At 63.8% G+C, this 17,677-nt stretch carries 19 protein-coding genes and 1 rRNA gene; 14 read left to right on the top strand and 6 right to left on the bottom strand.

Annotated features, from left to right (window positions below):
• Positions 1-4 precede the first annotated feature (4 nt).
• Genes mdcA through mdcH form a run of 7 tightly spaced genes read left to right on the top strand, consistent with a single transcriptional unit; the run spans position 5 to position 6,249 of the window.
• On the top strand, positions 5-1,663 hold the full coding sequence (gene mdcA, locus E1748_RS00100) for a malonate decarboxylase subunit alpha (protein WP_133645132.1): 1,659 nt from the start codon (positions 5-7) through the stop codon (positions 1,661-1,663).
• 4 nt (positions 1,664-1,667) lie between these two features.
• A complete protein-coding gene (locus E1748_RS00095) occupies positions 1,668-2,621 on the top strand; it encodes a triphosphoribosyl-dephospho-CoA synthase (protein WP_133645131.1) in 954 nt (317 codons plus the stop codon).
• A gap of 26 nt (positions 2,622-2,647) precedes the next feature.
• Positions 2,648-2,953: a malonate decarboxylase subunit delta gene (locus tag E1748_RS00090; RefSeq protein ID WP_133645130.1), complete on the top strand. Its 306-nt coding sequence runs from the start codon at positions 2,648-2,650 to the stop codon at positions 2,951-2,953.
• Positions 2,950-3,828 (top strand): biotin-independent malonate decarboxylase subunit beta, encoded by an 879-nt coding sequence (locus E1748_RS00085; protein ID WP_133645129.1) that lies wholly within the window; start codon positions 2,950-2,952, stop codon positions 3,826-3,828. Before E1748_RS00090 ends, E1748_RS00085 begins: the two co-directional genes overlap by 4 nt.
• Positions 3,825-4,643, top strand: a complete 819-nt coding sequence (gene mdcE / locus E1748_RS00080; RefSeq protein ID WP_133645128.1) for a biotin-independent malonate decarboxylase subunit gamma — start codon at positions 3,825-3,827, stop codon at positions 4,641-4,643. The genes E1748_RS00085 and mdcE overlap by 4 nt, the downstream gene beginning before the upstream one ends.
• Positions 4,643-5,314 carry a malonate decarboxylase holo-ACP synthase gene (locus tag E1748_RS00075; RefSeq protein ID WP_133645127.1) on the top strand — a complete coding sequence of 224 codons (672 nt, stop codon included), beginning with the start codon at positions 4,643-4,645 and terminating at the stop codon, positions 5,312-5,314. The genes mdcE and E1748_RS00075 overlap by 1 nt, the downstream gene beginning before the upstream one ends.
• Positions 5,314-6,249 carry a malonate decarboxylase subunit epsilon gene (mdcH, locus tag E1748_RS00070; RefSeq protein WP_133645126.1) on the top strand — a complete coding sequence of 312 codons (936 nt, stop codon included), beginning with the start codon at positions 5,314-5,316 and terminating at the stop codon, positions 6,247-6,249. The genes E1748_RS00075 and mdcH overlap by 1 nt, the downstream gene beginning before the upstream one ends.
• A gap of 62 nt (positions 6,250-6,311) precedes the next feature.
• Here mdcH and E1748_RS00065 read toward each other — a convergent pair whose 3' ends face one another.
• Together E1748_RS00065 and E1748_RS00060 are read right to left on the bottom strand one after the other, a co-directional pair.
• On the bottom strand, positions 6,312-6,905 hold the full coding sequence (locus tag E1748_RS00065; RefSeq protein ID WP_133645125.1) for an alpha-ketoglutarate-dependent dioxygenase AlkB family protein: 594 nt from the start codon (positions 6,903-6,905) through the stop codon (positions 6,312-6,314).
• Positions 6,906-7,068: 163 nt separating this feature from the next.
• On the bottom strand, positions 7,069-7,383 hold the full coding sequence (locus E1748_RS00060; RefSeq protein WP_133645124.1) for a hypothetical protein: 315 nt from the start codon (positions 7,381-7,383) through the stop codon (positions 7,069-7,071).
• A 385-nt stretch (positions 7,384-7,768) separates the two neighbouring features.
• Here E1748_RS00060 and E1748_RS00055 point away from each other — a divergent pair, with 385 nt between their 5' ends.
• The gene (locus E1748_RS00055) at positions 7,769-8,935 is read left to right on the top strand and encodes a metallophosphoesterase (RefSeq protein ID WP_133645123.1); all 1,167 of its coding nucleotides are present in this window, start codon (positions 7,769-7,771) and stop codon (positions 8,933-8,935) included.
• A gap of 21 nt (positions 8,936-8,956) precedes the next feature.
• Here the strand turns inward: E1748_RS00055 and E1748_RS00050 are convergent, their stop codons facing one another.
• Complete coding sequence (locus tag E1748_RS00050; RefSeq protein WP_133645122.1) at positions 8,957-9,598, bottom strand: HD domain-containing protein; 642 nt, start codon at positions 9,596-9,598, stop codon at positions 8,957-8,959.
• Between the two features lie 59 nt (positions 9,599-9,657).
• Positions 9,658-9,813, bottom strand: a complete 156-nt coding sequence (locus tag E1748_RS31390) for a hypothetical protein (RefSeq protein WP_166653484.1) — start codon at positions 9,811-9,813, stop codon at positions 9,658-9,660.
• Between the two features lie 160 nt (positions 9,814-9,973).
• On the opposite strand from E1748_RS31390, the gene E1748_RS00045 reads away from it, so the two are divergent.
• Positions 9,974-10,942 (top strand): GlxA family transcriptional regulator, encoded by a 969-nt coding sequence (locus E1748_RS00045; protein ID WP_133645121.1) that lies wholly within the window; start codon positions 9,974-9,976, stop codon positions 10,940-10,942.
• Positions 10,943-11,077: 135 nt separating this feature from the next.
• Positions 11,078-12,172 carry a diguanylate cyclase gene (locus E1748_RS00040; protein WP_133645120.1) on the top strand — a complete coding sequence of 365 codons (1,095 nt, stop codon included), beginning with the start codon at positions 11,078-11,080 and terminating at the stop codon, positions 12,170-12,172.
• Here the strand turns inward: E1748_RS00040 and E1748_RS00035 are convergent.
• Positions 12,152-13,105: a flagellar brake protein gene (locus E1748_RS00035; protein ID WP_133645119.1), complete on the bottom strand. Its 954-nt coding sequence runs from the start codon at positions 13,103-13,105 to the stop codon at positions 12,152-12,154. The two genes, E1748_RS00040 and E1748_RS00035, sit on opposite strands and share 21 nt — an antisense overlap.
• Positions 13,106-13,626: 521 nt before the next feature.
• Between E1748_RS00035 and E1748_RS00030 the strand changes: the two genes are divergently transcribed.
• From E1748_RS00030 to E1748_RS00010, 4 genes are all read left to right on the top strand, one after another.
• Positions 13,627-14,334 (top strand): MgtC/SapB family protein, encoded by a 708-nt coding sequence (locus E1748_RS00030; protein ID WP_133645118.1) that lies wholly within the window; start codon positions 13,627-13,629, stop codon positions 14,332-14,334.
• 172 nt (positions 14,335-14,506) lie between these two features.
• Positions 14,507-14,761, top strand: a complete 255-nt coding sequence (locus E1748_RS00025; protein WP_133645117.1) for a GlsB/YeaQ/YmgE family stress response membrane protein — start codon at positions 14,507-14,509, stop codon at positions 14,759-14,761.
• A gap of 507 nt (positions 14,762-15,268) precedes the next feature.
• Entirely contained in the window at positions 15,269-16,663 is a 1,395-nt protein-coding gene (locus tag E1748_RS00015) for a selenium-binding family protein (protein WP_133645116.1), read from the top strand.
• A 32-nt stretch (positions 16,664-16,695) separates the two neighbouring features.
• Entirely contained in the window at positions 16,696-17,325 is a 630-nt protein-coding gene (locus E1748_RS00010) for a hypothetical protein (protein ID WP_240766206.1), read from the top strand.
• Positions 17,326-17,439: 114 nt separating this feature from the next.
• Here the strand turns inward: E1748_RS00010 and rrf are convergent.
• Positions 17,440-17,553, bottom strand: a 5S ribosomal RNA gene (rrf, locus tag E1748_RS00005).
• Positions 17,554-17,677: the final 124 nt, after the last annotated feature.

Genomic DNA, 17,677 nt, shown 5'->3' with positions numbered 1-17,677 from the left:
TCCGATGAAGCCCTCCACCGCCGCGCCCGTCGCCCGCTCATGGACCACCCGTCGCGATGAAAAAGCGCGTCGCCTCGCTGCGATTGCGCCGTGGCTCGAAGACGGCGTGCTGCCTTCTGCGCGCATCGTCGATGCGCTCGAAACGCTGATCTGCCCCGGCGACCGCGTCGCGCTCGAAGGCGACAACCAGAAGCAGGCCGACTTTCTGTCGCGCTCGCTCGCGCAGGTCGATCCGCAGAAAATTCACGACGTGCATCTGCTGATCTCCAGCATTAGCCGCCCCGAACATCTGACGCTGTTCGAGCGCGGCATCGCGCACAAGGTCGACTTTTCGTTCGCCGGTCCGCAGAGTCTGCGCGTCGCGCAACTGCTCGAAGACGGCCAGCTTGAGATCGGTGCGATCTACACGTACGTCGAGCTGTACGCGCGGATGTTCGTCGATCTGAGCCCGCAGGTCGCGCTGCTGTGCGCGGAGAAAGCCGACCGGCACGGCAATCTGTACACCGGTCCGAATACCGAAGACACGCCGACGATCGCCGAAGCCGCCGCGTTCCGTCACGGCATCGTGATCGTGCAGGTCAACGAGATCGTCGACGAATTGCCGCGTGTCGACATCCCGGGTTCGTGGGTCGACGTGGTCGTGCAGGCGGACCGTCCGTTCGCGGTCGAACCGCTCTTCACGCGCGATCCGCGTCACATCGGCGACCTGCAGGTGCTGACCGCGATGATGGTGATCCGCGGCATCTACGAGCCGTACAACATCACGTCGCTGAATCACGGCATCGGCTTCGACACCGCTGCGATCGAACTGCTGCTACCGACTTACGGCGAAGCGCTCGGCTTGAAAGGCAAGATCTGCCGCAACTGGACACTCAATCCGCACCCGACGCTGATCCCCGCGATCGAGTCGGGCTGGGTCGACAGCGTGCACTGCTTCGGCAGCGAGGTCGGCATGGAGGCGTACATCGAAGCGCGGCCCGATGTGTTCTTCACCGGCAGCGACGGCACCCTGCGCTCGAATCGCGTGCTGTGCCAGCTTGCCGGACAGTACGGTGTCGATCTGTTTATCGGCTCGACGCTGCAGATCGACGCCGACGCGAATTCATCGACGGTCACGCGCGGCCGGCTCGCGGGCTTCGGCGGTGCGCCGAACATGGGCCACGATCCGCGCGGCCGACGTCATTCGAGCGCAGCGTGGTTGAAGCTGCTGAAAAACGAAGGTCCGGTATCGCGCGGCCACAAGCTCGTCGTGCAGATGGCGGAAACGTACAAGAAAGGCGGCGAGCCGACCTTCGTCGATGAACTCGACGCGATCGCGGTCGGCGCGAAAAACGGCATGCCGATCGCCCCGGTGATGATCTACGGCGACGATGTGAGCCACGTCGTCACAGAAGAAGGCATCGCGCATCTGCACAAGGCCGAAGGCATCGACGAACGGCGCGCGGCGATCGCGGCGGTAGCCGGCGTGACGCCGGTCGGTCTGCGTGCGCGGCCCGAGAAAACGGCCGAGTTGCGCCGGCGCGGCATCGTCGCGTATCCAGAAGACCTCGGCATCCGGCGCGGCGAAGCGAAGCGCTCGCTGCTCGCGGCGCGCAGTATCGACGATCTCGTCACGTGGTCTGGCGGGCTGTACGCGCCGCCCGCGCGTTTCCGCAGCTGGTGATGCGATGAGCGTGACTGCCGCGTTACCTGTTCGCTATATCGATACCGATGGTCGCTGCGGTCGTGGCGCTGCGGTCGTCGCGTTGTCGGATGCGCAGCTTGGCGCGCTCGCCGTCGATGCACTGATCGACGAGGTCGAACTCACGCCGAAGCCCGCGCTTGTCGACGGTCGCGGCAGCGGTGCACATCGCGATCTCGATCTCGCGACGATGCTGCGTTCTGCGCGCACGCTCGAACCGACTTTTGCGGCGCTCGCGCGCGCCGCACGTGGCCGCGTACCGTCGGCGACGCTGCGCACCGAACTCGCGCAAATCGGTCGCGACGGCGAACAGGCGATGCTCGCGGCCACCGACGGCAGCAATGCGCATCGTGGCGCGATCTGGATCGTCGGATTGCTCGTCGCGGGTGCAGCGATCTGCGCCGATGCAGCCGATGCCGCCGACGCGTGTGCGACGACCTCCTCCGGTAACTTGAATAACGCCGCGAATATCTGCGCACTGGCCGCGCAGATTGCGTGTTTCCCCGACCGCTTTGCGGCACCCGCGAACAGTCACGGCGAACGCGTGCGAGCGCGCTATCAGGTAGGTGGCGCGCGCGGCGAAGCGCAGGACGGCTTCCCGCATGTGATCGACGTCGGCCTGCCTACACTGCACGCGGCACGCCATCGCGGTATCGACGAAACGTCCGCACGTCTCGATGCGCTGCTCGCGATCATGGCGTCGCTCGACGACACCTGTCTGCTGCATCGCGCGGGTCTGCCGGGACTGCGAGCGGGTCGCGATGGTGCGCAACGCGTGCTGGCGCTCGGCGGCAGTTCGACGGTCGCGGGTTGTGCGGCACTCTCCGAACTCGACAGCGCGTTACTCGCGCTCAATGCATCGCCGGGCGGTGCGGCCGATCTGCTCGCCGCGACCCTTTTCATCGACAGCCTGCAATTGCAGAGCAACGCATTGCAGTAAGCGTCTCCACCACGGAGCACAACACCATGGAACATCTGACCTTCGACTACCCCGCGCAACGCGCCGTGACGACGCGCGCGCACGTCGGCGTGGTCGGCTCCGGCGATCTCGAAGTGTTGCTGTCGCCGGCCGACGCGATGCGCGCGCAGGTGATCGTGCGCACGAGCGTCGACGGCTACGGCCACATCTGGAAGAGCGTGCTCGATCGCTTCTTCACGCGCTACGACGGCGCCGCGCAGATCGAGATCAACGACTTCGGCGCGACGCCGGGCGTCGTCGCGCTGCGCCTCGCCGAAGCGATCGAAGCCGCCGAACCGGAGCGCAGCGTATGACGACCACGGCTCCTTTCTCGCCGATGCTGCGCGAGAGTTTCATCGAACTGTCGGCACGCGACCGCGCAAGCGCCCTGCTCGACGCCGGCACGTTCCGCGAACTGCTCGGCCCGTTCGACCGGCTCGAATCGCCGTGGCTGCCGCTGCAGGGCGTCGTGTGCCAGGCGGACGACGGCGTCGTGATCGCGCGTGGGACGATCGACGGCGCGCCCGCGGTGATCGCCGCGATCGAACCCGCGTTCCAGGGCGGTAGCATCGGCGAAGTGTCGGGCAGCAAGATCGCCGGAGCGCTCGAACTCGCGCTGCGCGACTGCGAACGCGGTCATATCGTGCGCCCGATCGTGCTGTTCGAAACCGGTGGCGTGCGTCTGCAGGAAGCGAACCTCGGGCTCGCGGTGATCGCCGAGATTCAGGCTGCGATCGTCGCGTTGCGACGGCATGTGCCTGTTGTCGGTGTAATCGCGGGGATGGTCGGATGCTTCGGCGGGATGTCGCTTGCTGCCGCGCTGTGCTCGCATCTGATCGTCACGAAGCAGGGGCGGCTCGGGATGAACGGCCCCGAAGTGATCGAACAGGAAGCCGGTATAGATGAACTCGATTCGAGCGATCGACGTCGCGTGTGGCAGTTGATTGGTGGCGAGCAGCGCGCGGCGACGGGTTTCGCGGATGCGCTCGTCGATGATGATCTTTCGGCGATTCGCGAAGCTGTGCGATTTGCTAGCGCGCAACCGGCGCCTGTGTCGGCGCGCAGCGAACAGGTCGATGCGACGCTTGCACGGCTGGCGCTGATCGATCCGTCGACGATCACGCCCGACACGATGCGCGCAGTCTTCCACGCGAACGATGCGGCGACGCCGCGCAAGGAGCACGCATGAACGCACCTGAACATCGCAGCCGCGGTGCGCGCTGGTTGAACGCACTAGCCGGTGCGTCTCGCAGCGATGCGCCCGTGTGGTACGCGGATGCCGCACTCGGTAGCGATACCGCACGCTTCATCGCGGTCGTGCCCGATCCGGACAACCGCTTTCCGCGTGCAGTCGATAACGTCGTCGGCCTCGAACAGGGCTGGCTGCTCGCACGCGCGGTGCGCGACGCGATCGCGCAGGATGCACAGGCGGCGACAAAGCGGCCGATCGTCGCGATCGTCGATGTGAAAAGCCAGGCGTATGGATATCGCGAGGAAATGCTCGGCGTTCATCTCGCGTGCGCGGCGGCCGTCGATGCATACGCATGCGCACGCGACGCGGGACATCCGGTCGTCGCGCTGATCGTCGGGCCTGCGATGTCGGGCGCGTTTCTCGCGCACGGCTATCAGGCGAACCGCATCGTCGCACTCGACGCGCCCGGCACGATGGTCCACGCGATGGGCAAGGAAGCGGCTGCACGCGTCACGCGCCGCAGCGTCGAAGCGCTCGACGAACTCGGCGAGACGATCGTGCCGATGTCGTACACGATGGCCTCGTTCGCGAAGCTCGGTCTGCTCGATACGCTGATCGACGGCGTCGATGCCGATGCGCCCGATGACGCGCAGATCGATCGTGTGCGGCATGTGTTGATCGATTCCGTTGCGAGTGCGCGTGCGGGTACGCGTGATCTGTCGCATCGGTTGCAGTCGGAGAATGCGAAGAAGACACGCGCGGCGTCGATCGAAGTGCGTCGCAGGCTTACCGAACAGTGGGATGCCGTGTGATGCGCGATAGCGCCGTCGCTTCGTTTGCAGCAGACGTGCGCTGTCGTGCGCACGATCTGCTGCGGCTGCGACGGCTGGCGCATACGGATGATGAGCCTGCGTGGCTGCGTGACGCGTGGAGTCGTGCGCCGTTCGCGGTCGTGCGGCGTGCGTTGGCGAAAGACGGTTTCGTTGCGATCGGTGTGCGTGGGACGACGCGCGCGCAACGCTATGGCATGTGGGCTGCGAGTGTCGATATCGAGCAACGGCTCGCGCCGGAAGACCTCGTGAATGAAGCGGTTCTTACGCCCGGGCGAGACCTGCCCGCCTTCGCTGCACTCGCACTGCTGCTTCGCGATGCGACGTGTCTGCGGCAATTCGCATGGGGACCGACGGGCAGCGCAGGCTTCGAACTTGCGACGCGTCAACCGACAGTCACTGCATCGAGCGATCTCGATCTGCTGATTCGCACACCACAGCCGTTATCGCTTGCAGACGCGCAGTGTCTCGTCGACGAATTGCAGCATCCGGCGCTGGCCGCCGGCACGCGCATCGACGCACAACTGGAAACACCGGCCGGCGGTGTCGCGCTCGCCGAATACGCTGCCAGCAAATCGCGCGTGCTCGCACGCAGTGAGCATGGCCCGCAACTCGTCGACGATCCGTGGCATCACGCATGGAGTGCAGCGTAATGCTCGCGCTGCTCTTCCCCGGCCAGGGCGCGCAAAGCGAAGGCTTCCTGCATCGGCTGCCGCATCACGCGTGCGTCGATGCGACACTCGCGGAAGCGTCCCGCGTGCTTGGCCTCGATGTGCTCACGCTCGATACACAGGACGCGCTGCGCTCTACCGTCGCTGTGCAGATCGGGCTCGTCGTCGCGGGCGTCGCCACTGCGCGTGCGCTTGCCGACGCGAATCTGCAGCCGCAGTTCAGCGCGGGGTTGTCGGTCGGCGCATATGCGGCGGCGGTCAGTTGCGGCGCGCTCGCATTCGACGATGCGCTGCGTCTCGTACGTCGCCGCGCGGAATTGATGGAAGCGGCCTATCCGTCGGGCTATGGACTCGCGGCCATATCAGGACTCGACGAAGCGCAGATCGAACGGCTCGCCGACGATCATGCGCGCGCAGGTTTGCCGAGCGTCTACATCGGCAACGTGAATGCGCCGCGGCAGATCGTGATGGCGGGCGCCGATGCGGCACTCGACGCGTTCATCGAACGCTCGCTCGCGGCAGGCGCGCGCAAGGCGACGCGCCTCGCGGTAAGCGTGCCGTCGCACTGCGAACTGCTCGCGCCGGCTGCCGACGCGCTGTGCGCGTACGCACGAACTATCGAGTTCCATGCGCCGCGCAGCACGTATGTTGGCAATCGCGGCGGTCGCCCGCTCCACACCGCCGACGGGATCCGCGACGATCTCGCGCTCAATATGCGCGACACCGTGCGATGGTTCGATGCTTTAACGGCCTTGTACGAGATGGGCGCGCGCGTTTTCGTCGAGGCGTCGCCCGGTCAGGTGCTCACCGACATCGCGCGCGAGCAGTTTCCGACGACCAGCGCGCTAGCCGCTAGCGCGCTTGGGTTTGATGCACTGGTGGCGACGGTTCGTCGACGGCTCGATGCGCTGGGTTAAAGGGCGATCGCCGATCGTTATGCGCATAAACCAATTAAAACTTTTATATTTCTTATAAAAATTCAACCATCACGTGGGCTAACCCACCGAAACGTCAGATTGACCCGCTCCCCCATCACGCGTGGTTCACGCGGCACCCGATGACGCCATTCCGCCTGCGTACGCCCACGCATCACAAGCAGGCTTCCACCCTTCAACAGAAACGATTGCGTGACGCCGGTGTGGTTGTGCCGCAGATCGAAGCGGCGCGCGACGCCGAGGCTCACCGATGCGATCACCGGCTCAGCGCCCAGCTCAGGCTCGTGATCCGCGTGCCAGCCCATGCTGTCCAGTCCATGACGGTAGCGATTGAGCAGCACGCTGTTAAAACGCGTGTCGCTTGCGGCTTCAGCGGCGGATTTCAGTTCGGCGACGGCTGGCGTCCACGGTGCGGGCAGATTGCGGATGCCCGAATAGATATAGATCGCGTCCGGTTCACCCTGCCACGCAGTGAGGCGCGGTAGCGGCACGCGACCGGCCGGTGTGCCCATCGTGTCCTGCTTCCAGGCGACTTCATTCACGACGCGCTCGAGTAGCGCTGCGGCATCGCTGGCGGCGAGCCAGTCGGGGAACCACGCGACGTCGGGCGTGGGTAAATCGTCGAACAGATCGGGCATCGGCAAGCCATGCCATCACGCGAAATTGCGCGACGACACATGGAAAGAAAGGTCAGTGAGGACATTATCGCGCCGGCCGTCGCACAGCGCGTGCAGGAACTTGCGCTTTCATTGATCGCGCGTTGTGCGCTGTGTGTCGTGCAACCCGCCCGACAAAACCGGCTCAACTATTGAGCAACGCAACGTAGAACACGATCGCGCCGATCAGCGCGCCGACGAAGCAGAACCCTTCGTCCATCTCGTCCCCTCGCGACCGCAGCCATCCGCCGACGAAGCCGAACAGCCCCACGACGCCGAACGCAACGAACACCATCACGACGTAAAACAGCGCGGTGCGTCCCAGTTCCGAGAAGTTGATATTGCGCACGCCTACATAGACGCCTATCGCCATCAGCGACAGCGCGACCAGCGGCAGCATCACGTGGCTGCCTTCGTGTCCGATGTGATGCGCGTGGCGCATCAGCTTGTCCGCTTTCATTATCTGTCTCCCCCTTCGCTCATTGAACCGGCGACGAATCAAACCACGCGAACCATGAACGTCGCGCGTCCGTGCGGCAGGCGGACTCCAGCGGGATGAAGCGCTGCCGCACCGTGCGACGACAGGATTCACTTTGAGAATAGTCCACCGGGAAGCACAATTCAAAGCCCATTTAATTTGGCTTCGGAGCGATCTGCGGTGGCCGGAAAAGCAGCAGCCAAGGCCGCGTCAGGACGCGTTATTGCACCTCCGGCAGCCGTCCGGAACTGTCGGTAGAATGGGACAGCCGATGCCGCTTCACGCATTTCACGCACACCGGCTCATCTCCGTAGCAACCGCGCGTCCATCACGCGCCAACGTATCACCGCCCTTCTCTATCGCCTCTATGCGTCGTTTCTCGCAGTTCTTCATCCGCATGATCATCATCGGCGTGCTGTTCCATCTGTACGTCGGTTTCCGGCTGATTCACGATCTGCCCATCAGCAGCACGGGCCACTGGCTTGCCGGACTGTATCTCGTACTCTCGTGCCTGCTGATTCCGCTCGGCATGCTGGCGCGGACCATCCAGCGGCAGCCGCTCGGCGACCGCATCGCGTGGGTCGGTTTGCTCGCGATGGGCTTCTTTTCGTCGCTGCTCGTGCTGACTTTTATACGCGACGTGGTACTCGCATCGCTGCTGACCGTCGACGCGATCTGGCCGCATACGATCGTGCTCGCGCGCTGGCGCACCGACAGCGCAGTTGCGGTCGTCGCGCTCGCGGTGCTGTCCACCGTGATCGGCTTCATCAACGCGCGGCGTCGCGCACGCGTCGTCACGATCGACATTCCGATCGACGATCTGCCACGCGAACTCGACGGCTTCACGATCGTGCAGATCAGCGATATCCACGTCGGGCCGACGATCAAGCGCTCGTACGTCGACGCAATCGTCGATGCGGTCAATCGCCTGAAGCCGGATCTGATCGCGGTGACCGGCGACGTCGTCGATGGCAGCGTCGCGCAGTTGCGCGAGCACACGCATCCGCTGTCGCGTCTCACCGCGCGGCACGGCGCGTATCTGGTCACCGGCAATCACGAGTACTACTCGGGCGCGGACGAATGGATCGCCGAATTCCGTCGACTCGGATTGCGCGTGTTGATGAACGAACATGAAGTCATCGCGCACAACGACGCGCAGCTCGTGATCGCCGGCGTCACCGACTACACCGCGGATCACTTCGATCCCACGCATCGCAGCGATCCGGCAGCGGCGCTGTCCGGTGCGCCGGTCGACGTCCGCATCAAGGTGCTGCTCGCGCATCAACCGCGCACCGCCGATGCCGCCGCCGACGCGGGCTTCACGCTGCAGTTGTCCGGCCACACGCACGGCGGCCAGTTCTTCCCGTGGAATTTCTTCGTGCGGCTCCAGCAGCCGTTCACTGCCGGGCTCGCACGGCTGAACGGACTGTGGGTCTACACGAGCCGCGGCACCGGCTACTGGGGCCCGCCGAAGCGTCTCGGCGCGCCGTCGGAAATCACGCGGGTGCGGCTCGTTTCCGCAGGCATCGTGTGATGACCGGACGCGCGCGTTGCATCAGGACTTCCACGCCGAACCGAGAATGATCGAGCAGAAGTTGCCACGGTGATAGTGCGGGTCCTTCAACGCGAGCACGTCGGCTTTCACGTTGCCGAACGTCGTTTCGGGCTTGTGAATCGTGCCTTTCGCGAATGCGTCGATGATGCCTTCCTTGAAGGCCGGCCCGCGCGGATGCGCATGCGTCACCTGCTCGCGTTGCTCGTCGGTGAAGTCGTGATACGCGAGGCCGAGCACGTCCATTTCGACGCCTGCGGTCACCAGCGCAACCACCGGCTTCTTGTGCTTCGGAATGCCGGGCGTCGTGTGCAGCGCAATCGAGTCCCACACCTGCTCGATGTCCGCTTCGCCGATTCCGTGACGACGCAGGAAATCCTGCGCGGCGTTCGCGCCGTCCACTTCGAAGCGCTCGTCCTTGCTGCTGTACGGTGCGACGAGCCCCATGTCGTGAAACATCGCGCCGATATACAGCAGCTCGGGATCGTACTGAAGCTGCCTGCGTTCACCGGTGAGTGCGCCGAACAGAAACACACGACGCGAGTGATGAAACAGCAGATCCGTTTCGGTGTCGCGCACGAGATCGGTGGCCTCGCGCGCCATCGCGCTGTCGGGAATCTTGATGCCTGCAATGGTCGTTGCCATGAGAGTGTCCTCGAGAAGAAAAAAGAGCGACGCGCGCTGCGGACGCGCAACGCCGCCCGTCAATCGACGTAGCCGTGCGAAATCGGATCGCTGGCCGGAAAGGTTTCGGCGAGCGCATCGTCGAGCAATGCCTCCCTATGCGTGTAGGTATCGAGCGCAACGGGATTGCGGTCGTCGGCGGCACCAGGCGCGGCTGCTTTGCTATGCTGTTTCATCGCGTGTCTCCGTGAAGTGGATGACCACCAGTATTGGCAATCGGCGGCCTGCGGACAACGCCGGCACGCCATGCAACACTGCCAACCGCACTGCATACACTGCCGTGGCACGCCGGCCTCTTTCTATCGTTCATTCACCGCTTATCGACGAGAGCATCGAATGCGCAGCGTAGCGATCGCGATTTTTCCAGGCGTGCAGGCACTCGACGTCGCCGGCCCGCTCGACGTATTCAGCGAGGCCAACGGCTTCCTGCCTGCCGACGAGCACTATGCGGTGACGGTCGTCGGCCCCGAGCGAGGCGCACTGCGTGCGTCGAACGGCCTTGCGTTCGTCGCCGATCAGACCTTCGACGATGCGCCCCACCGCTTCGATCTGATGCTCGTCGCCGGTGGCCCGGCGCTGCCGGTCGAACCGCCGGATATGCGGCTCATCAAGTGGCTCGGCGCGGCGGCCGCAGACAGCGCGCGCTACGGGTCGGTCTGCACCGGCGCGTTCGCGCTCGGCCATGCCGGGCTGCTCGACGGCAAACGCGTGACAACACACTGGCAGCACGCGCGCCAGCTCGCGGATCAGTTCCCGCTCGCGCAGGTCGACTTCGATCGCATCTATCTGCGCGACGAGCGGCTCGTGACGTCGGCGGGCGTGACGGCCGGCATCGATCTTTCGCTTGCGCTGGTCACCGAGGATCACGGACCGCGACTCGCGCTCGCGGTCGCGAAGCGGCTCGTGGTGTTCGCGCAGCGTCAGGGCGGCCAGTCGCAATTCAGCCCCTACCTGACCGCCCCCACCGACGACACCGCACCGGTCGCCAAAGTCCAGGCGCACGTGATGGCCCATATTCAGGAGCGCTTCACCGTGAGCCAGCTCGCCGACGTCGCCGGTATGAGTGCACGGAACTTCGCCCGCGTGTTCGTGCAGGAAACCGGCGTGACGCCGCATGAGTTCGTCGAACGGGCGCGGATGGACACGGCGCGCAAGCTGCTGGAAAGCAGCGACGCGGCGTTGAAGGCAGTGGCTTACGACTGCGGTTTTGGCAGTGCCGACCGGATGCGCGTAGTCTTTATGAAGCGGATCGGCGCGACGCCCGTGCAGTATCGCGAGCGGTTTCGTCAACCGATGGTGGACTGACAGGTGGTTACTGATACCATCGAGCGCCGGATCTCCGGCACGCGCACATTCACAGCCGGTTGCCGCATGAGGCACGAAGTTTCAGGCCGCTGAGCAGGATTCAAACGGTCTTTCATTTACAGCGTCGACGTCGACATGGAATACACGGCGAGAAAAGGCAAACGCTTCGTCGAGCGCATCTATCGCCTGCGGGTGACGGGGCTCGCGCTCGGCTTTCTTTGCGTCGCGTCCGTGTTCCTGCAACTGCATCGCGGGCCGCTGCTGTGGACGCTGCTGGTGTTTCATGGTTTCGTGTGGGCGCATCTCGCACGACGCGCGGCACTCGCGGGCGCGATCCCCTATCGCGGCGAACAGCTCAACCTGATGGTCGACGCAGCACTCGGCGGCTTCTGGATCGCCGCGATGCACTTCAACGTGCTGCCGAGCGTACTGATCGTGACGATGTTCAGCATGAACAACATTGCGTCCGGCGGCCCGCCTCTGTTCCTGCGCGGCCTCGTCGCGCATGCAGCGGGCATCGCGATCGGCGTCGTCACGTTGGGTTTCGTCTTCGAACCGTACTCGAACATGCGCGTGATGGCCGCGTGCCTGCCGGTGATGCTCGTCTATCCGGTTGCAGTCGGCTGGACGATCTACCGGATGTCGCGCAAGCTCGCCGAACAGACGCGCACGCTCGAGCACCTGAGCCGCACCGACGGCCTGACCGGCCTGCTCAATCGGCGCTGCTGGGAAGACCGGCTCGCGGATGAATTTACGCGTTGCAACGCGAACCGCTATGCGTCGAGCCTGCTGCTGATCGACCTCGATCACTTCAAGCAGATCAACGATACGCTCGGTCACCTTGCCGGCGACGCTGCGCTGAAGGCGTTCGCGAATCTGCTGCGCGAGCATTTCAAGGACAGCGACAGTATCGGGCGCTACGGCGGCGAGGAGTTCGGCGTCGTGCTCACGGGTGCGACGCTCGCCGAAGCACGCAATGTCGCGGGGCGGCTGCTGCTCGCGGTACGCGCGAAGACCACGCAGGAAAACACCGACTGTCCTTGCACGATCAGCATCGGCGTCGCGCCGTGCATGCCCGGCATGTCGGGCTATCACGCGTGGCTGCTCGAAGCGGATCGCAGCCTGTATCGCGCGAAGCTGCTCGGGCGCGACCGGATCGCGTTCGTCGGCGATACGTCGGTTGAAGATGCCGTCGACGGTGAAAGCGCGTCAGACGGCGCCGCGGTGTAGCGCTTCGTGCTGCAGGTCGAGCACTAACGCTTTCAACGCCAGTTGCTGCGCGGGGTCGAGCGGATCGAATTCGAGACCGTGCATCGTCAGATCGGGATTCGCCGGATCGGCGTAGACGTTGCGGATGACCGCGACGGCCTGCAGTTCGGTGTCGGTGTGGGCGACGCCTGTCTGTTGCTCCGTGTGCAGACCGAACGACACGCACAACCGCTCGCCGGGACGGCCGAGCACACTCGCCGCAGCCAGCGACATCCCCTGCGCACTGAGGTCGTGGCCCAGCCCAAGACCTTCGAACTGGCCACCCGTCAGATCGACCCCGTAGCGCACGGCGAGATGACTGCGCACGCGAATCTGTCGACGGGTGCGCAGTTGACGGATCACGCCGGGCGCGGAAAACACCAGGTAATCGAACGGCGCGCGACACACCGCTTCAACCGTGCACACGAACCACACCACCGCCTGACCGGACAGCACGACGAGTTCGACCTGTTCACCCGGATTGACCGGCAACGGCTCGCGTCCGACAACCGGCAGCGTCGCGAACAGCATGCGGTTCGGCGCCATGCCGATCAGACGCCCCGGATGCATCGCGCGTCCCATTCCGAGTTGCGGCCGCATGCCGATGCGCGCACCGACGGTCAGATCGAGATCTTCGGCACGCAGGTTCTGCGATGTGGCGGGATCGTCGGTTTGTCCGGGGTCGTCGTGTGCGGGATGCGACGTCGTGTTGCCCACACGATGCGGCGAAAAATGCGTGAACAGAAACGAGCGCGCCGCGGTATCCGGCAGAATCGCGCCGGCGGCGAGCAGCAATGCACCGCCTGCATCGACGAGCGGTTCGGCAAGCGGCTCGCCAACGGGGACATCGTCTTCGCGGAGTGCGGCGCCGGCATGCCGTGTGTCGGGCGACGGCGTCTGATTGTGTTCGTCCATAGGCGTCTCTCCATCGGTCGTGCAAGGCCGCACATGACGGCCTCTCTACACGGGCTATCGGCGCAGGCCGCTCGCGACTTGAGTGGCGACGTGTATCGAATGACCCATGTCGCCGAAGCGGTTGACTTGATTCGACGGCGCCGCCTAAAATCCGCCCATCCGTCGAACAGGAATCCGTATTTTGGACAGTAGCAGTAACCGGGCTTCGCCCTTCACGCTCGCCTGATCGCAAGACCGCGTCTCTCTCATTGCCGCCGTCTTGCTTTCCTGCAAGCGGTGCGCGCCCCTCGCTTCCGCACCCGCCCGATGCTGTCGACATGCAGCGCATGTCGTCGTGAGCCTGCGCGTGTGTGCGTTCGTGCGTATGTGTATGCGCGCGAAAATTTCGCGCCCCTGACCGCCTATGCATCACGTCACGCGGTCGCGACGCATCGCGCATGACCGCGTATCGATGACCGCTTTCGTGCGGCTGTCATGCACATCGATCAACCTGTGCGTCTGCACTTTTTTTGTTTATACCCATGACGTTCGAATTCGCTCTGCGGCTCTTCGCCGCCTTCGCTTGCGGTGTCGCCATCGGCCTCGAGCGGCAGATGCGGCAGCGCAACGCCGGCCTGCGCACGATCACGCTCGTCGCGAGCGGCGCGTGCCTGTTCGTCACGCTCGGTGTACTGACCGGCAATGGCTCCGCGGGGGTCACGCAGATCGCCGCGTACGTCGTGTCCGGCGTCGGCTTTCTCGGCGGCGGCGTGATCATGCGCGACAAAGGTTCGATCCAGGGGATCAACACAGCGGCGACGCTGTGGTGCTCCGCAGCAGTCGGCGTGCTGTGCGGCGCGGGACACTATGGCCCGGCGCTGGCCGGCACCTGTGTCGTACTGCTGACGAACACGGTGCTGCGCGAAGTCAGTCACCTGATCAACGCGACGCCTGTTTCAAACGCCGACCTCGTGCGCGAGTACGTGCTGAGTGTGGTGTGTCGCGAGGAAGACGAAATCCATATCCGGACCGCGCTGTCGAACGCGATGTCTTCGTCGCCGCTGTCGTTTCAAAGCCTGACGAGCGAAGACGTCGATGGTCAACCAGGACGCATTCTCGTCACCGCGACGTTGAAGCTGCATCCGAAAGACCAGCCGAAGCTCGAATGGATGGCCAGCCGGATCAGCATGGAGACGAGCGTGTCGAGCGTCAGCTGGAGCGCGCAGGCCGCCGAACCGACGCCCGAATAACGCGTTCATGCTGCGTTGCCGAATGCCCCGCGCATCGGATTTTTAGAGCGTTGCCACGCAAAACCTTACGTTCAATCATTGTTAATTCAGTATCCTGACGATGGACGGAGCAGCAACGTTCGACTAAGCTCTGGCCGTTGATCCCTTTACGCTCAACCATGGAGTCTCGATTATGGAACACGGCATCATTGCATGGCTCATCATCGGCGCGATCGCCGGCTGGCTGGCAGGTGTGCTGGTCAAAGGCGGCGGCTTCGGATTGATCGTCGACATCATCGTCGGCATTGTCGGTGCGTTCATCGGCGGGTGGCTGGCCGGCGTCCTGGGCATCACGCTCGGCGGCGGCTGGATCGGCTCGATCATCACCGCGGTAATCGGTGCGGTCATTCTGCTGTTCATCATCCGGCTCTTCCGACGAGGCTCGTAGTGTTGCCAGCGTCGGGCGACCTTGTGTTGCCCGACGCTTTTCGCTGGTCTTGCGCTTCGTTGTCGTCCTCATTGTTGTTGCCTTGATTCCGCTTCATCGGGCTTCACGTCCATTCTCAACCGGCAGATGCGTCTCGACTTGAACGTCGAAGAGAATGCTTCTGTTCTCGTTGCTCTCGCTGTTCTCGTTGTTCGATACGCGTCGCCCTTCTCTTGTTTCCCACAGATTGCTCACACGTCTTGCGTGTTGCGTGTTGCGTGTTGCGTGTTGCGTGTTGCGTGTTGCGTGTTGCGTGTTGCGTGTTGCGTGTTGCGTGTTGCGTGTTGCGTGTTGCGTGTTGCGTCGCGCAGCATCGATGTCGTTTGCGGTCGCCGTGGCGAAACGCAATGCACATGCCGCGCGCTCATTTGCTTATTCCACATCGAGCTTTGAGCATCGGCTGAAGCGACTACAGTTCATGATGCGTTGTCCCCGCCATCTCTCACGATCGCGATACGGAGGAACATCATGGGCATCTGGAAACCGGACCCCAGCTTCTATCCATCGCCGCGCCTCGCTGCGCAGGCTCCGCCGGAACGCTTTGCATACGTCGCCGCGTTCGATCCCGAACGAAAGCAGCCCGATGAAATTGCGGTCGTCGATGTCGATCCATCGTCGTCGCAGTACGCGAACATCGTGAGCCGTCTGCCGATGCCGAACGTCGGCGACGAGCTTCATCACTTCGGATGGAACGCGTGCTCGTCGTGCCTCTGTCCGAACGCACCGCATCCTCATACCGAGCGCCGCTATCTCGTGGTGCCGGGGCTACGCTCGTCGCGCATCTATATTCTCGATACGCGGCCGGATCCGCTCAAACCGTCGATCGCGAAGATCATCGAGCCGGAGACGATCGCAAAACGTACCGGCTATACGCGTCCACACACCGTGCACTGCGGACCGGGAGGGATCTATGTCACCGCGCTCGGTAACGCAGAAGGCGGTGCGCCCGGCGGCATCTTCCTGCTCGATCCGGATAGTTTCGAGCCGCTGGGTCAGTGGGAGGTCGATCGCGGACCCCAGCAGCTCGCGTATGACGGCTGGTGGCATCTGGGCTACGACACGCTCGTCACCAGCGAATGGGGCACCCCCGATACGTTCGAGAACGGTCTGATCGCCGAACATCTGCTCGGCGCGAAATACGGCCACAAGCTGCACTTCTGGGACCTTACCCGACGCAAGCATCTGCAGGAAATCGACTTCGGCGCGGAGTATCAACTCGTGTTCGAATTACGGCCCGCACACGACCCGACGAAGGCATACGGCTTCGTCAACTGCGTGTTGAGCCTGAAGGACCTGTCTTCGTCGATCTGGGTGTGGTATCGCGACGGTAACCGTTGGGGCGCACGCAAGATTATCGACATCCCCGCCGAGCCCGCTGCCGCAGAGCAATTGCCGCCAATGCTCAAGTCGTTCGGCGCAGTGCCGCCGCTCGTGTCCGATATCGATCTGTCGATGGACGACCGCTTCCTGTACGTCTCGTGCTGGGGTACCGGCGATCTGCTGCAATACGACGTGTCGGATCCGTTCGCGCCGAAACTCGCCGGCAAGGTGCGTATCGGCGGCATCGTGTCGCGCGCGACGCATCCTGGGGCATCGAATGGTGCACTGAACGGCGGTCCGCAGATGGTCGAGGTTAGTCGCGACGGCAAGCGTGTCTACTTCACGAACTCGCTGTATGGCGCAGTGGATGCACAGTTCTACCCGGAAGGAATCGATGGCTGGATGGTGAAGCTCGATGTCGCGGCTAACGGCGGTGTCGCGTTTGATCCGAAGTTTTTTCTCGAGTGGCCGGCCGGCCATCGTCCACATCAGATCAGGCTCGACGGTGGCGACTGCTCATCGGATTCGTACTGCTATCCATGACTTCCGGAAACCCTTTGGCGGGCTCCGCGTGGATGTGGCTCGCAATTGCTGGGCTAGGTGTTTTTCACGGCATCAATCCGGCGATGGGCTGGCTGTTCGCTGTTGCGCTGGGGCTTTATCGGCGCAGTAGCCGCGTGGTCGCGCTGTCACTCATACCGATTGCGCTTGGGCATATGATCGCGGCGGGTCTGATGCTCGCAGCCGGGCTTTCGTTGAGCAGGGTCATCGATCACACGATGCTCAGTCGACTGTGTGGGGCCGTGCTGATCGGCTGGGCGGCGTGGCATATGTTCCGAAAACACCGGATGCGCACTCGAGTCGGGATGCAAACGGGCTTCGTGGGTCTCGCTGGGTGGTCGTTTGCGATGGCAGGATCGCATGGTGCTGGGCTGATGCTGATTCCGGTGCTGATGCCGATATGCAATGCGTACGGCGTTGCGAGTCGGGGAGTGGGTGCTGCCGGCGCCTCTGCTTCCACGTGGATCGCGTTCGCAGCGCTTCTCGTGCACAGCATCGCCATGCTTCTGACGATCGCCATGATCTCGTTCGCCGTATTTGGCTGGTTTGGCCTTGCTGGCCTGCGAACGAAATGGGTGAACTTCGATTTATTGTGGGGGTTATCGCTGGGGGTGTGCGGGGCAGTGCAGGTGTTGAGCCGATGATCGATGAGGGGGTGAACCAGGAGAGGACAGCGGGAGGCTGGAATCGGGGAGCGCAAACACAAAGCCCCCAACCGGGGTTGAAGCGGTTGGGGGCTTTGAGCTGGAGCATAAGGAGCCTGACGATTACCTACTTTCACACGGGCAATCCGCACTATCATCGGCGTGGAGTCGTTTCACGGTCCTGTTCGGGATGGGAAGGGGTGGTACCGACACGCTATGGTCATCAGGCATGACTTGTTGTCGTGTTGAGGGATACTCAACACAACCAATCGGGAAGAAGTAGCTGAGAGGATGCCTCTCGTGTGGGTTGTGATGGTTGAGGCACAACACTGATCTCAACCGTGCGTCTGCC

It is taken from the genome of Paraburkholderia flava, from assembly GCF_004359985.1.
In the GTDB taxonomy this organism is placed as follows: domain Bacteria; phylum Pseudomonadota; class Gammaproteobacteria; order Burkholderiales; family Burkholderiaceae; genus Paraburkholderia; species Paraburkholderia flava.
Note: the sequence above shows the minus strand (reverse complement) of the source record. Positions and strands in the feature narration are given on the sequence as shown.